10 protein-coding genes are annotated in these 14,945 nt (G+C 61.3%); 1 reads left to right on the plus strand and 9 read right to left on the minus strand.

Going from position 1 to position 14,945, the window contains the following annotated elements; genetic code table 11:
- Positions 1–9 precede the first annotated feature (9 nt).
- From AOA62_RS28800 to betI, 9 genes are all read right to left on the minus strand, one after another.
- Entirely contained in the window at positions 10–1,188 is a 1,179-nt protein-coding gene (locus AOA62_RS28800) for an NAD(P)/FAD-dependent oxidoreductase (protein ID WP_099550370.1), read from the minus strand.
- 136 nt (positions 1,189–1,324) lie between these two features.
- A complete protein-coding gene (dbpA, locus tag AOA62_RS28805) occupies positions 1,325–2,662 on the minus strand; it encodes an ATP-dependent RNA helicase DbpA (RefSeq protein WP_232626477.1) in 1,338 nt (445 codons plus the stop codon).
- A 130-nt stretch (positions 2,663–2,792) separates the two neighbouring features.
- On the minus strand, positions 2,793–4,220 hold the full coding sequence (gene mdtD, locus AOA62_RS28810) for a multidrug transporter subunit MdtD (RefSeq protein ID WP_017139382.1): 1,428 nt from the start codon (positions 4,218–4,220) through the stop codon (positions 2,793–2,795).
- 35 nt (positions 4,221–4,255) lie between these two features.
- The gene (locus AOA62_RS28815; RefSeq protein ID WP_017139381.1) at positions 4,256–5,146 is read right to left on the minus strand and encodes an alpha/beta fold hydrolase; all 891 of its coding nucleotides are present in this window, start codon (positions 5,144–5,146) and stop codon (positions 4,256–4,258) included.
- 331 nt (positions 5,147–5,477) lie between these two features.
- Positions 5,478–6,794, minus strand: a complete 1,317-nt coding sequence (locus AOA62_RS28820; protein ID WP_099550371.1) for a TldD/PmbA family protein — start codon at positions 6,792–6,794, stop codon at positions 5,478–5,480.
- Complete coding sequence (locus tag AOA62_RS28825) at positions 6,794–8,236, minus strand: TldD/PmbA family protein (RefSeq protein ID WP_017139379.1); 1,443 nt, start codon at positions 8,234–8,236, stop codon at positions 6,794–6,796. The genes AOA62_RS28820 and AOA62_RS28825 overlap by 1 nt, the downstream gene beginning before the upstream one ends.
- Before the next feature lie 165 nt (positions 8,237–8,401).
- The gene (gene betA, locus AOA62_RS28830) at positions 8,402–10,105 is read right to left on the minus strand and encodes a choline dehydrogenase (protein WP_017139378.1); all 1,704 of its coding nucleotides are present in this window, start codon (positions 10,103–10,105) and stop codon (positions 8,402–8,404) included.
- A gap of 192 nt (positions 10,106–10,297) precedes the next feature.
- Complete coding sequence (gene betB / locus AOA62_RS28840) at positions 10,298–11,770, minus strand: betaine-aldehyde dehydrogenase (protein WP_099550373.1); 1,473 nt, start codon at positions 11,768–11,770, stop codon at positions 10,298–10,300.
- Between the two features lie 109 nt (positions 11,771–11,879).
- Positions 11,880–12,473 carry a transcriptional regulator BetI gene (betI, locus tag AOA62_RS28845; RefSeq protein ID WP_010207128.1) on the minus strand — a complete coding sequence of 198 codons (594 nt, stop codon included), beginning with the start codon at positions 12,471–12,473 and terminating at the stop codon, positions 11,880–11,882.
- Positions 12,474–12,864: 391 nt separating this feature from the next.
- Here betI and AOA62_RS28850 point away from each other — a divergent pair, with 391 nt between their 5' ends.
- Positions 12,865–14,799, plus strand: a complete 1,935-nt coding sequence (locus AOA62_RS28850) for a BCCT family transporter (protein ID WP_232626476.1) — start codon at positions 12,865–12,867, stop codon at positions 14,797–14,799.
- The last annotated feature ends 146 nt before the right edge of the window (positions 14,800–14,945 follow it).

Genomic DNA, 14,945 nt, shown 5'->3' on the forward strand with positions numbered 1-14,945 from the left:
GTACATTCTTCAGGCGTATTGGGCGGCTGCGTAACCGGAAGCCCATGCCCACTGGAAGTTGAACCCACCCAGGTGACCGGTCACATCCAGCACTTCACCGATAAAGTACAAGCCCGGGCTTTTCAGCGACTCCATGGTCTTGGACGACACTTCCCGCGTGTCCACGCCACCCAGCGTCACCTCGGCCGTGCGATAGCCTTCGGTGCCCGCCGGTACCAACTGCCAGCTCGACAGCTTTTGCGCGATGTCGGCCACTTCGGCATGGGTGTATTGCTTCATCGGCTTGGACACAAACCAGATCTGCGCCAACAGATTGGCCATCTTCTTGGTGAAGATCTCACCCAGCAGGGTTTTCAGCTCGCTGTTGGGGTGCTCGACCTGTTGCTGTTGCAGCCAGGTGTGCGCGTCGTGGTCGGGCAGCAGGTTGATTTCAACCGTGTCACCGGTCTCCCAGTAGGAAGAGATCTGCAAAATCGCCGGGCCACTGAGGCCACGGTGGGTAAACAAGATGTTCTCGCGAAAGCTCTGGTCGTTGCAGCTCACCAGGCAATCCACGGACGTACCGGACAACTCGCCGCACAACTCCTTGAGCTGGTCGGTGATGGTGAACGGCACCAAGCCTGCGCGGGTCGGCAGCAGTTCGTGGCCAAACTGCTTGGCCACCTGGTAACCAAAACCGGTGGCGCCCAGGGTCGGAATCGACAGGCCGCCGGTGGCGATCACCAGGGATTCGCAGCGCAGTTCGCCCAAGGTGGTTTGCAGTTGATAGCCGCCGTCGACTTTGGCAATTTCCTCGATGGAGGTGTCCAGGTGCAGGCTCACGCCGGTCTGGATGCACTCATCGAGCAGCATGCCGAGGATGTCGCTGGACTTGTTATCGCAGAACAGCTGGCCGAGCTTTTTCTCGTGGTACGGCACGCCGTGCTTGGCCACCAGCCCGATGAAATCCCACTGGGTGTAGCGGGCCAGGGCCGACTTGCAGAAATGCGCGTTGTGCGAGAGGAAGTTGGCCGGCTCGGTGTACATGTTGGTGAAATTACAGCGGCCACCGCCGGACATCAGGATCTTTTTGCCGGCCTTGTTGGCGTGGTCGATCAGCATCACCTTGCGCCCACGCCCGGCGGCGGTCAGCGCGCACATCAAGCCTGCGGCGCCGGCGCCAATGATCACAACTTCGGTCGAGCGCAAAACAGTTTCCTCATGTTCATCAGATCAGATCGTTCCCACGCTCTGCGTGGGAACGCATCCCGTGACGCTCTGCGTCACAAAGCGGACGCAGAGCGTCCATGGCGGCATTCCCACGCGGAGCGTGGGAACGATCAGGTCAGAGGATCCGCACGCGCAACGAGCGGCCTTTGATCTTGCCGTCATTCAAACGCTGCAACGCCTGCTTGGCGATCCCGCGCTCAACAGCCACGAACGCCTGGAAATCAAAGATCGCGATCTTGCCGACCTGGGCACCCGGAATCCCGGCGTCACCGGTCAGTGCGCCAAGGATGTCGCCCGGGCGCACCTTGTCTTTACGGCCGGCGGCGATGCACAACGTGCTCATCTGCGGCAGCAACGGGCCACCGCTTTGCGGCTTGAGGTTGTCCAGTTGGTCCCAGTTCAGCGGCGACTTTTGCAGTTGCTCAATGGCTTGGGCACGGTGGGCTTCGGACGGCGCCACCAGGCTGATCGCAATACCGGTCTCACCGGCGCGGCCGGTACGGCCTACGCGGTGGATGTGGATTTCCGAGTCGCGGGCCAGTTCGACGTTGATCACCATGTCCAGGGAGTCAATGTCCAGGCCACGGGCGGCGACGTCGGTCGCCACCAGCACTGAAGTGCTGCGGTTGGCGAACATCGCCAGTACCTGGTCACGGTCGCGCTGTTCCAGGTCGCCATGCAGGCCGACGGCGGAGATGCCTTTGGCGGTCAGGTGATCCACAGTTTCCTGCACTTGCTGCTTGGTAAAGCAGAACGCCACGCACGACGCCGGGCGGAAGTGCGCCAGTACCTTGGTCACCGCGTCCATGCGCTCTTCCGGCGAGATCTCGTAGAAACGCTGCTCGATCTGGTCGTCGGAGTGGAAGGCTTCGGCCTTCACCTGCTGCGGCGCACGCATGAATTTGGAGGCCAGCTGCTTGATGCTCACCGGGTAGGTGGCCGAGAACAGCAGGGTTTGGCGGCGTGGCGGGGTCTTGCTGATGATGTCTTCGATGGCGTCGTAGAAGCCCATGTCGAGCATGCGGTCGGCTTCGTCGAGGATCAGCGTGTTCAAGCCGTCCAGCACCAGCGAACCTTTGCGCAGGTGCTGCTGGATACGGCCCGGTGTGCCGACGATGACGTGGGCGCCGTGTTCCAGCGAGGCGATCTGCGGGCCGAGGGACACGCCGCCGCACAGGGTCAGTACCTTGATGTTGTCTTCGGCACGCGCCAGGCGACGGATTTCCTTGGCGACCTGGTCGGCCAGCTCACGCGTCGGGCACATCACCAGTGCCTGGCAGCCGAAGTAACGCGGGTTGATCGGGTTCAACAGGCCGATGCCGAAGGCGGCGGTCTTGCCGCTGCCGGTCTTGGCTTGGGCGATCAGGTCCAGCCCCTTGAGGATCACCGGCAAGCTTTGCGCCTGGATCTGCGTCATCTCGACGTAACCCAGCGAGTCGAGGTTAGCCAGCATGGCGGCGGACAGGGGCAAAGTATTAAAAGCGGTGGCGATGGTAGTCACGGGACTGGCTCTGCAAAACAAAATGTCGCGCAGTGTACCAGCCCTGTGGGATTTTCCCTGCAAGTTCTAGACGAGAAGCCTGTTAATGCTCAAGGTCGTGCTCGCGGCTGACCACCCGTTTGCCGTCTTTTGGCGACAGTTGCAGGAAGATCGCCGCCGCCAGCATGGCCATGATGCCCACGGTGAGGAAGGTCAGTTGGAACGCGCCCAGCACGCTTTCCACGCCGTCATTGCCCGCTTCGGCAGTAAAGCCGCCGAGCAGGGCACCGGCACAGGCTACGCCCAGGCTCAAGGACAATTGCGCCACCACCGAGAGCAAACTGTTGCCGCTGCTGGCCTGGGCGTCGTCGAGGTCGATCAGGGTGACGGTGTTCATCGCGGTAAATTGCAGCGAGTTGATTGCGCCCAGCACCGCCAGCATGCACAGCAGCAGCGGGTAGGGCGTGTGTTCGCTGACCAGGCCCATACTGGCCAGCATGATGCCCAGCGCCAGGGTGTTGCCGGTGAGCACAATGCGATAGCCCAGCCGCTCGATCAGTGGCCGGGCGATGGACTTGGCAAACATCGCCGCCGCCGCCAGGGGCAGCATGCTCATCCCGGCTTCGGAGGGCGAGTAACCCAGTGCCACCTGCAGCAGCAACGGCACCAGAAACGGCAGTGCGCCGCTGCCCAGCCGGGCGAACAGGTTGCCGAGGATGCCCACGGCAAAGGTGCGGGTCTTGAACAGTACCGGCGAGAACAGTGGGTTATCGATATGCCCGGCACGCAGCCAGTACGCGGCCAGGCAGGCGAGCCCGCCGAACAGCAGCAACATCACCCGCAGGTGCGGCAGGTGCAGTTCGCCCAGGCCTTCCATGGCGATGGTAATCAGCACCATCGCCGCGCCAAACAGTACAAACCCTACACTGTCAAAGCGCGTGCGTTCGCTGCCGCGCAAGTCGGGGATGAGTTTCCACACGGCGTAGCAACCGACCATGCCCACAGGCAGGTTGATCAGGAAGATCCAGTGCCAGGTCAGGTATTGCACCATCCAGCCGCCCATGGTCGGGCCGAGCAAGGGGCCGAGCAGGCCGGGAATGGTGATGAAGCCCATGATGCGTACGAGTTCGGAGCGCGGATAAGCACGCAAGACCACCAGTCGCCCGACCGGCAGCATCAGCGCGCCGCCCAAACCCTGGATGACCCGCGCGCCCACCAGCATGGTCAAGGTGCTCGACAAGGCGCACAGCAAGGAGCCAATGCTGAACAGCATGATCGCGCCGAAGAAGATTTTTTTGGTACCGAAGCGGTCGGCCACCCAGCCCGAAGCCGGGATCAGCAAGGCGACGGTGAGCATGTAGGCGATCACCACCCCTTGCATGCGCAGCGGGTTTTCCGCCAAGTCCCGCGCCATGGCCGGCAGGGCGGTGTTGAGAATCGTCCCGTCCAGCGACTGCATGAAGAAGGCAATCGCTACCACCCAGGGTAGCCAGCGGGCGGTCTTGGCATCGAGAGGGGCGCGATTCGGCATGTGAACCCTTTTATTAGCAGGCTATGTGTTGGCGATTATGCGCCATCCGTCGCCCCTTTTCCCACTGGCGGTTCGTCTAATTCCGACAGTGTTGCGTGCTCTCCCACCAGGAAATCCAACAGCGCACGGTGCACCGACATGGCCGCTTCGCGCGACTCCAGGTCGAGCAGATGGCCGGTGTGTTCGGCGACCGCAAAGCTGCTGCGGCCGACATAGCGCTTGAACAACTGGGCCTCGGCCGCCGGCGTGTATTCATCCAGTGCGCCGTTGAGGAAGTGCACCGGGGTTTCGATCCGGGTCAGCGCCGGCAGGTAATTACCATCGCCCAAGGCCAGCACCTGATGGATATGGAAACGCGCCTGGCGGTACTCGGTGGTGGCCATGCTCGACAGGTGCCGATGGTTGTTGCGCTTGAGGCGCGGCGACAGGTATTTGCCGACGGTCTCATTGAGCAAGTGGCCGACGGCGGATTTGTCATCGGCTTCGATCAACACGCGCACGCGCTCCACGTAGTCGAGCATCGCCTGGTTGAGGTTGGGCGCCAGGGCCATCACCACCGAGCTTTCGATGGAGGGCGGGTTGTGGGCCAGGGTCAGCAAGGTGGAGATACCGCCCCAGGAGGCCGACACCAGATGGTTGACCTCGAAGCGCTCCACCAGCGCGCGCAGGATTTGCACCTCGTCGTCCTTGGTCACAAGCTCGAGGTCGGTGTTGTGCTCGCGCGAATAGCCGGAGAACGGCAGGTCGAACAGCAGCACATTGAAATGCTCCGCCAGGCATTTGCTGGTTCGCGCGAAAGAGCGTGTGGTGGACAGCGCGCCGTTGACCATCAAGACCGTCTTTTTTTCCGAATCGTTTCCTAGCTGCTCAACATGAACGTTGTAGTGCTTGAACAGCTTCTCTATGACAAAACTTCCATGGTTCATGTCAACGCTCCAGCTTGCCCTTCCCGGGCAAGGTCATGCTCTCGTGGGGTGGGTGGCGGGATGCCACTAACCGTTATAACGAGGTTTTTTGCGGGCGACAACAGGCCGCCCGGGGAGAAGTGTTAGATGGGATTTTGCGGTAGGAAGGGATGAAACGAGGTGTCTGAAATCAATACAAGCCTATGTGGGAACTGGCTTGTCTGGTAGCTGGCCTATGTGGGAGCTGGCTTGCCTGCGATGGCATCACTGCGGTGTGACTGACACACCGAGGTGACTGCATCGCAGGCAAGCCAGCTCCCACACAAGCCAGCTCCCACAGGGGCAATTGTATTTACAGCGTTAGCGTCAGGCGCTTGACCAGCGCCCCCGGCAGCAGGTTGGAGGAGGTATTGCGCTGGCTGTACGTACTCGCCGACAGCAGCAGTTCCCGTTCCGAGGTCAGCGCTTCAAGCTGCGAACCGAGCAGGCTGTAGACACTGTCATCAAACCGCATGGTGCTCACCGGCGCCTTGATCTCACCGTCTTCGACCCAGAACGTCGCAAAGCGCGTCATGCCGGTCAGGCGTGCCGCCGGCAAGTCCGAGTAGTTCAGATACCACAGGTTGCTGATGTACAAGCCAGTGCCCAATTGCTTGAGGATATCGGCCTGGGGCAGGTTACCTGCGGCCATCTGCAAGGCGCTGGGCGACTCGTCGCTGCTGGCGCCGTTGGTGCTCAGGCCATATTCGGCAGCACTGCGCGAGTTGATCAACTGGCCCTCGGCTTTACCGGCGTTGATCAGCGTGACGTCGCCGCGTGGGTAACCTTCGGTGGAAAACGCTTGGCTCAACGAGCCGCTGATCTGCTCATCGACCTTCACCAGTGGGCTCAGCGACTGCTCACCCGTGTAGAGCTTTTGCAAGCAACTGCCTTTGCTGGCGATGGCCTGGGCGGAAAACCCGCCCCACGTGACAATGCTGAAGATTTCTTCCAGCGCCGCCGGGGCCAGGTAGGCGCGGTACTGGCCGGGAGGCAGCTTGTGCAACGGGCGGCCGAGGAATTCCAGCTGCTCACGCGCCCGCTGGAAACGCTCAGTGAACTCGGCGCTGTCCCAGGTGTGCCCGGCGTAGCTGGCTTTCACCGCTTCGCCGTTGGCGTGGAACAGGCTGAAATCGAAGTTGAAGCTATTGGCCTGATGCCAGCCGAACGCGCCTTCGGAACTGGCAAAGCCACGGCTGATGGGGCCGGCAGCGTAGAAGCCCACCAGGTCCACACCTTCGGCGGCCTGGCTGATATCTGCCAGCACCTGGGCCAGTTCCGGCAGCGGTCGCAGTTGTTCGTTGTGGTTTTGCCAGGCGTTGTGGTTCAGCAGCAGGTAAGGATCCTGCGGCAACAATGGCAGGGTTTCGCGCAGTTGTTGCAGGCCGTCGGCCAGGCGCTGGCGATCCAGCGCCGGCTCACCGGCAAGGGTGATACCGAGGTCGGCGTGACGGCCATCGTTGATCAGCTTGAGGTTGAGGCTGGCCTGTTGCACCTGGCCCGCTTGACGCACCTTGGCGTGGTTGAAGCGCACGAACTCGGACGACTCGTCAGCGTAGCCCAGGTGAAACTGTTCCTTGTCGGTGACGGCTTGCTTGAGCCAACCCACCAGTGCCTTGAAGTTATTCATCAGGCATCTCCCCCGAACACGTCGATATCACTGAACACACACGCCGGTGAAGCGTGGCCCACGCGGATCACCTGGTTGGGTTCGCCTTTGCCGCAATTGGGCGTGCCTAACACCTGGAAGGTGCTGGCGTCGCCGACGGCGCTGAGGTTGCGCCAGAACTGCGCGGAGATGGCGCGGTAGTTGGGGTTTTTGACCACGCCCTTGAGTTCGCCGTTTTCGATCAACTGGCCCCACTCGCAGCCGAACTGGAATTTATTGCGTGCGTCATCGATGGACCAGGAGCGGTTGGTGCTCATCAGAATGCCGTGCTCGATGCCGCTGACCAGCTCAGCCTGGGTCTTGTCGCCGGCCTCGATATTGAGGTTGGCCATGCGGTCGATGGGCGGCCGATTCCAGCCGCACGCGCGGCTGTTGGCCACGCCTGGCAGGTTCGCGCGAAATTGCGACAGCGCGCCACCCAAGGGCTTGAGCAGCAGGCCATCGCGTATCAGGAACTGCTTGCTGGCGGCCGTGCCGTCGTCGTCATGCCCATAGCTGGCGAGCTGTTCGGGGATGTCCGGGTCGAAGGTCACGTTGAGCAAGGGCGAGCCGTATTGCAGGTGGCCGAAGTCGCTGGCCTTCACAAAACTGGTGCCGGCGTAGTTACGCTCATCGCCCAGGATGCGGTCCAGTTCCAGCGGGTGGCCGATGGACTCGTGGATCTGCAGGATCATCTGGTCGGGCATCAGCAGCAGGTCACGCGGGCCGTGGGGCGTGTTCGGCGCGAGCAGCAGTTGCAGGGCTTCATCGGCGACTGTGCGGGCGGCGCCGGCCAGGCCGAAGCGGCGAATCACGTTCGCACTGCCTTGCTGGCCGAAGTTGGTGCCGCCCAGGGTGCGGGTCTGGCTGTCGTTGCCGTCGAAGGCGGTGACGCTCAGGCCCGGAAAGACGAAACGCTGAGCCTGGCGCAGCTCGGCACCGGCGCTGTTGAGGTAGATCTGTTCAACCCGCGTGGTGCCCAGGCTGACTTCCCAACTGACCAGGCGCTCATCCTTGGGCACGCTGGCGGATTCATCGCCGAGCAGTTGGTAGCAGTCGCTCAGGGATGGGAAGGGCTGGTCGAGGTCGGGCGACAGGTAGTCGGCCACGTCACTGGAGACCTGTTGTGTGTGCAAGTCGAGCAGGGCATGGGGCGAAATCTGCCGGGCTTGCTGTTCGGCGCGCTCAAGGGCTGCTTGCAGGCCGGCGAGGGAAATGTCGTTGGTTGCTGCATAAGCTTCCACGCCGTTGAGGCGCACGGTGAGCATGGCGCCCTCGTCGTGGCTAAGGTGTGGCGGCTCGGCGACGTTCTTGCGTACCGACAGGTACTGGCCGGATTCGCGCACATAACGCAACGAGAAGAATTCGGCGCGGGTGCGCAGGGCACTGAAGTGTTGTTTGAGGGTGGGGTGGGCGTCGAACATCGGGACCTCCTTGAGGGCAGCGCAGTCCCAGAGGCTAGCATAGGTGATCGTTCCCACGCTCTGCGTGGGAATGCCGCCTTGGACGCTCTGCGTCCGCTTTTGAAGGTCGTGACGCAGAGCGTCACAGGATGCATTCCCACGCAGAGCGTGGGAACGATCAACGGGTTACTGCGCAGTAGGGCCGACTTCACGCATCGGCTTGCCACGCACCGGCGCATCGCCTGCCACGTAGTAGTCGGCAGTGCTGCGCGGCAGTGGCTTGCGGCCACGGATCTTGTCGGCGATTTTCTCGGCGATCATGATCGTCGGCGCGTTGAGGTTGCCGGTGGTGATGATCGGCATGATCGACGCATCCACAACACGCAGCCCCTGCATGCCATGCACGCGGCCTTCGGCATCCACTACAGCCATCTCGTCGGTGCCCATTTTGCACGAGCAGGACGGGTGGAACGCAGTTTCGGCGTGCTCGCGGATGAACTTGTCCAACTGCTCATCGGTTTGCACGTCAATGCCCGGGCTGATTTCACGGCCACGGTATTGATCCAGCGCCGGCTGCTGCATGATTTCGCGGGTCAGGCGGATGCCGTCACGGAATTCCTGCCAGTCCTGCTCGGTGGCCATGTAGTTGAAGAGGATGCTCGGGTAGTCCCGAGGGTTCTTCGACTTCAATTGCACGCGGCCACGGCTCGGCGAACGCATGGAACCCATGTGCGCCTGGAAACCGTGCTCTTTCACACCGTTGCTGCCGTTGTAGTTAATCGCGACCGGCAGGAAGTGGTACTGGATGTTCGGCCAATCGAAGTCTTCACGGGTGCGGATAAAACCGCCCGCTTCGAACTGGTTGCTGGCGCCGATACCGGTGCCGTTGAACAGCCATTCGGCACCAATGGCCGGCTGGTTGTACCAGAGCAGCGATGGGTACAGCGACACTGGCTGAGTGCAGGCGTATTGCAGGTACAGCTCAAGGTGGTCCTGCAGGTTTTCGCCGACGCCGGGCAGGTCGTGGACCACCGGGATGTCGAGGCTTTCCAGCAGTTTGGCCGGGCCCACACCGGAGCGTTGCAGCAGTTGTGGCGAAGCGATTGCACCGCTGCACACCAGTACTTCTTTGCGCGCACGGGCTTCAACACGTTCTTCAGCCGCGCCGATCAGGTAACGCACGCCTACGGCACGCTTGCCTTCAAACAACACTTTGTCGGTGAGGGCGTGGGTGACGATGGTCAGCGTCGAGCGCTTCTTGGCCGTGTCCAGGTAACCGCGTGCGGTGCTGGCGCGACGGCCTTTAGGCGTGACGGTACGGTCCATCGGGCCGAAGCCTTCTTGCTGGTAGCCGTTCAGGTCGTCGGTACGCGGGTAACCGGCCTGTACGCCGGCTTCAACCATCGCGTGGAACAGCGGGTTGTTGCCGGCTTTAGGCGTGGTCACGCTGACCGGGCCGTCGCCACCGTGGTAGTCGTTGGGGCCGATGTCGCGGGTTTCGGCTTTACGGAAGTACGGCAGGCAGTCGAGGTAGGTCCAGTTTTCCAGACCTGGCAGTTTTGCCCAGTTGTCGTAGTCCATGGCGTTGCCACGGATGTAGCACATGCCGTTGATCAGCGAAGAACCGCCCAGGCCCTTGCCGCGACCGCATTCCATCCGGCGGCCGTCCATGTGTGGCTCAGGGTCGGTTTCGTAGGCCCAGTTGTAGCGACGGCCTTGAAGCGGGAACGCCAGCGCGGCAGGCATTTGGGTACGGAAGTCAAAACGGTAGTCCGGGCCGCCGGCTTCCAGCAGCAGGACGGTGACGCCTTCGTCTTCGGTCAGACGGGTCGCCAGGGTGTTACCGGCGGAGCCGGCACCCACAATGATGTAATCGTATTCTTGGGACATAAATGCACCCTCATATAAGTGGTTCAAGCTGCTTTTGTGGCGAGGGAGCTTGCTCCCGCTCGACTGCGCAGCAGTCGCAAAACCAGCGAACGAGTTCGGTCTGGAGAACTGCGGGGCCTGGGATGGGGCTGCTGCGCAGCCCAACGGGAGCAAGCTCCCTCGCCACAAAGGCGACTCCCAGGCGCCTGTGGTTTAGAACACCGAGGCGTAGTCGCCCAGCTCAACCTGTACCGATTTGATGCGGGTGAAGTTGTTCAGCGAGCTGATACCGTTCTCACGGCCAACGCCCGACTGCTTGTAGCCGCCAACCGGCATCTTGGCGTCGGACTCGCCCCAGGCGTTGATCCAGCAGATACCCGCTTCCAGCTGATGAATCACGCGGTGGGCGCGGTTCAGGTCCTTGGTCACCAAACCTGCGGCCAGGCCGAAATCGGTGTCGTTGGCGCGGCGGATCACTTCTTCTTCGGTCTCGTAAGTGAGGATGCTCATTACTGGGCCGAAGATTTCTTCACGGACGATGGTCATTTCGTCGGTGCAGTCGGTGAACACAGTCGGGGCCACATAGGCGCCTTTGGCGAATTCGCCGTCGGTCAGTCGGTCGCCGCCGCACAGGACGCGGGCGCCTTCTTCCTTGCCTTTGGCGATGTAGCCGAGCACGCTTTCCATGTGGGCGAAGCTGACCAGCGGGCCGAAGTTGGTGTTTTCGTCTTGTGGGTTGCCAACACGAATGCGCGCAACACGCTCAACGATCTTGGCTTCGAACGCCGCTTGCAGGTGTTTCGGCACGAACACGCGAGTGCCGTTGGTGCAGACCTGACCGGAGCTGTAGAAGTTGGCCATCATGGCGATGTCGGCGGCGCGATCCAGGTCGGCATCTTCGAACACGATCAGCGGCGACTTGCCGCCCAGTTCCATGGTCACTTCTTTGAGCGAGGAGCTCGAAGCGCTGGCCATGACTTTTTTGCCGGTGTCGGTGCCGCCGGTGAACGAGACTTTCTCGATGCGCGGGTGCTCGGTCAGCCAAGTGCCGACTTCACGGCCGCTGCCGGTCAGCACGTTGAACACACCGGCTGGAACGCCAGCTTCGGTGTAGATCTCGGCCAGTTTCAGGGTGGTCAGCGAAGTGACTTCGCTTGGCTTGAAGATCATCGCGTTACCCGCCGCCAGGGCCGGTGCGGATTTCCACAGGGCGATCTGGATCGGGTAGTTCCACGCGCCGATACCGGCTACTACGCCCAGCGGCTCGCGGCGGGTGTAGACGAACGAAGTGTCGCGCAACGGGATCTGCTCGCCTTCGATGGCTGGCACCAGGCCTGCGTAGTATTCCAGCACGTCTGCACCGGTGACGATGTCGACGTATTGGGTTTCGGAGAAGGCTTTACCGGTGTCCAGGGTTTCCAGGGCGGCCAGCTCATCGTTGCGCTCGCGCAGGATGTCGACGGCACGGCGCAGGATGCGCGAACGCTCCATGGCGGTCATGGCGGCCCAGATTTTCTGGCCTTTTTCAGCGCTGACCACGGCACGTTCCACGTCTTCCTTGGTGGCGCGTTGCACTTGGGCGAGAACTTCACCGTTAGCCGGGTTGATGGCTTCGAAGGTGGCATCGCTGTCAGCGTCGCTGTAGCCGCCGTCAATGTAGAGTTTTTGCAGTTCGAAACGGGCCATAAAGTCCTCGCAAGTGCATAAGTGGTTGGCGTTACCCGCCGAAAGTGGGCCATGGGGTTGTGGCAACACTGAGCGGCAGACGTTCAGGGGTTGAGCGTTTATGTGTGCTCTAACTCACCTGCTTGGCCAATTGGAAATCCATGTATTCGTAAGCGATCCGTTGCGCCTGCTCCGTGTCGAAAGCGTCTCCCGACAGGGCGCCGCGCAACCACAAACCGTCGATCAGGGCCGCCAGGCCTCTGGCTGCTTTGCGTGCGTGCGGCAGCGGTAGCACTCGGCGGAACTGGCAGCACAGGTTGGAATACAGACGTTGATCGTTGATCCGCTGCAACCTGTGCAATGACGGGTGGTGCATGCTGGTGGCCCAGAAGGCCAGCCAGGTTTTCATTGCCGGTCCGTTGACCTGGCTGGCGTCGAAGTTGCCCTCGATGATCACCCGAAGGTGCGCCCGTGGGCTGTCGTCCTTCAGCGCAAGCCTGCGTTCGTGGACGTTCTCGATCAGCACATTCATCAAGTACCGCATCGTTGCGGCGATCAGGCCGTTCTTGTCCTGAAAGTAGTGACTGATGATGCCGTTCGAGACGCCGGCCAAACGGGCGATCAGCGCAATGCTGGCATCTCCCATTCCAACCTGATCGATGGCCGTCAAGGTGGCTTCGATCAACTGCTGGCGGCGTATGGGTTGCATACCGACCTTGGGCATGTAGCACCTCTCCTTAGGCCTGCCGTTGGGCGTTAAACGTCCGTCGGCTTGATGGCCAGTCTATTTTGTTTTGATTGAACGTTCAATCAACAAAGAATAAGATCTGCGACAAATGGTCGCTGCCTACAGATTTTTCCTACCTGTGAGCAACGTCCTCTGACACCTGCAAAAACCCTTGAAACAGGCCGTATCAGGGCCTGGCCACTGCCTAGGCGCGGCTCAAGAATTTTCGGGGTGTCTTTATAACACCCGTCCGTCGACTGCCGAAAAATCGATGTCCCGGGATAACCGTTGCCTTGTGTTTCTCTCTCGCACTGCCCGGAGCATCTGCGCCATGAGTTCTGCCTCTCTTATAAAGACCCCGCCGGAAAAGGTCAGGGTCAACGGTTGGGTGTTTTACACCTCCACCGCGCTCATTCTGTTGTTGACCGCCATTCTGATCATCGCCCCGCAGGAGGCCGGGCGTATGCTCGGCGTAGCCCAGGCGTGGCTGTCGAAAAGCTTCGGTTGGTACTACATGGTGGTCATCGCGGCCTACCTGGTGTTTGTGGTCGGCCTGGCGTTTTCGTCCTACGGTAAATTGAAACTGGGCAGCAAGGACGACACCCCGGACTTCAGCTACGGCGCCTGGGCCGGCATGTTGTTCTCGTCGGGCATCGGCATCTCGCTGCTGTATTTCGGGGCTTCCGAGCCGTTGGATCACTACTTCAACCCGCCCGAAGGCGCCGCCGCCAGCAATGGCGCAGCCCGCCAGGCGTTGCAGTTGACGTTCCTGCACTGGGGCCTGCACGGCTGGGCGATTTATGCGCTGGTCGGCCTGGCCGTGGCGTACTTCGCGTACCGTCATAACCAGCCGTTGGCCTTGCGTTCGGCGCTGTACCCGCTGGTGGGCGAGCGTTGGGTCAAAGGCGCGGCCGGCCACGCGGTGGACGGCTTCGGCATGTTCGTGACCCTGCTGGGCCTGGTGACGAACCTGGGGATTGGTTCGATGCAAGTGTCGTCGGGGCTTGAAAACCTGTTCGGCATGCAGCACAGCAACACTAACCTGCTGATCGTGATCATTGTGATGAGCACCGTGGCGACCATCGCTGCCGTGTCGGGTGTGGAAAACGGCATTCGCCGCCTGTCCAACCTCAACATTGTGCTGTTCAGTGGCTTGCTGATCTTTGTGCTGTTGTTTGGCCCGACCTTGCACCTGCTCAATGGCCTGGTGCAGAACACCGGTGACTACCTCAACGGTATCGTGCTGAAAACCTTCGACCTGTATGTGTACGAAGGCGACGCCGACAAGACTGAACGCTGGATGGGCCTGTGGACCCTGTTCTACTGGGCCTGGTGGATTTCCTGGGCGCCATTTGTAGGCATGTTCATCGCGCGTATCTCCCGTGGTCGCACGGTGCGTGAACTGGTGGCCGGCGTGCTGCTGATCCCGCTGGGCTTCACCCTGGCGTGGTTGTCGATCTTCGGTAACTCGGCGCTGGACCTGGTGCTGAACCACGGCGCAGTGGAGTTGGGCAAGACGGCGCTGGAGCAACCGTCGATGGCCATCTACCAACTGCTTGAGCATTACCCAGCGTCGAAAATCGTGATCGGCGTGTCGATCTTCGTGGGCTTTGTGCTGTTCCTGACCCCGGCGGATTCCGGCGCGGTGATGATGGCCAACCTTTCGTGCAAGGGCGGCAATGTGGATGAAGATGCGCCGCACTGGCTGCGGATCTTCTGGTCGGCGGTGATCACCCTGGTGACCATCGGCCTGCTGTTTGCGGGTAACTTCGAAGCCATGCAAACCATGGTGGTGCTGGCGGGGCTGCCGTTCTCGGTGGTGCTGATTTTCTTTATGTTCGGTTTGCACAAGGCGATGCGCCAGGATGTGGCCATCGAACAGGAGCAAGCGCAATTGGCCGAGCGCGGCCGTCGTGGTTTCAGCGAACGTTTGACTGCGCTGGACCTGCAACCGAGCCAGGGCACCGTGCAGCGCTTTATGGACAAACACGTTACGCCGGCGTTGGAAGAAGCGGCGAGTGCGCTGCGTGACCAAGGGCTGGAAGTGCAGACCTTGTTGGGTAAATCCAAGCGCTGCATCGGTGTGCGCATCGAGATGGAAGAGGGCAACCCGTTTGTCTATGAAGTGAGCCTGGATGCTTACTCCTCGGCACCGAGCGACCTGCCCGAAGAAGAGCGCACCCGTTACTACCGGGCCGAGGTCTACCTGCACAACGGACCTCAGGAATATGACCTGATGGGCTTCGCCCAGGAACAGATCACCCGGGACGTGCTCGATCAGTTTGAAAGCCATCGGCAGCTCCTTGGCCGTGTCTATAGCTGATAGTTGAGCCGAGCGGCGCCGTCACTGGCGCCGCTGTTCCAGGCTTGGAATGAGGTCAAATGTGGGAGCTGGCTTGCCTGCGATAGCGGTGGTGAATTCACTAAAGCTATCGCAGGCAAGCCAGCTCCCACATTGACCCAGTTTCT

Origin of the sequence: Pseudomonas sp. 2995-3, assembly GCF_002742565.1 — a bacterium.
In the GTDB taxonomy this organism is placed as follows: domain Bacteria; phylum Pseudomonadota; class Gammaproteobacteria; order Pseudomonadales; family Pseudomonadaceae; genus Aquipseudomonas; species Aquipseudomonas edaphica.

Excerpts from the sequence above, each read along its gene's own strand:
- dbpA (WP_232626477.1), bottom strand. The coding sequence starts at position 2,662 with ATGCTGGCTAACCTCGACTCGCTGGGTTACGTCGAGATGACGCAGATC.
- mdtD (WP_017139382.1), bottom strand. The coding sequence starts at position 4,220 with ATGCCGAATCGCGCCCCTCTCGATGCCAAGACCGCCCGCTGGCTACCC.
- AOA62_RS28815 (WP_017139381.1), bottom strand. The coding sequence starts at position 5,146 with ATGAACCATGGAAGTTTTGTCATAGAGAAGCTGTTCAAGCACTACAAC.
- AOA62_RS28820 (WP_099550371.1), bottom strand. The coding sequence starts at position 6,794 with ATGAATAACTTCAAGGCACTGGTGGGTTGGCTCAAGCAAGCCGTCACC.
- AOA62_RS28825 (WP_017139379.1), bottom strand. The coding sequence starts at position 8,236 with ATGTTCGACGCCCACCCCACCCTCAAACAACACTTCAGTGCCCTGCGC.
- betA (WP_017139378.1), bottom strand. The coding sequence starts at position 10,105 with ATGTCCCAAGAATACGATTACATCATTGTGGGTGCCGGCTCCGCCGGT.
- betB (WP_099550373.1), bottom strand. The coding sequence starts at position 11,770 with ATGGCCCGTTTCGAACTGCAAAAACTCTACATTGACGGCGGCTACAGC.
- betI (WP_010207128.1), bottom strand. The coding sequence starts at position 12,473 with ATGCCCAAGGTCGGTATGCAACCCATACGCCGCCAGCAGTTGATCGAA.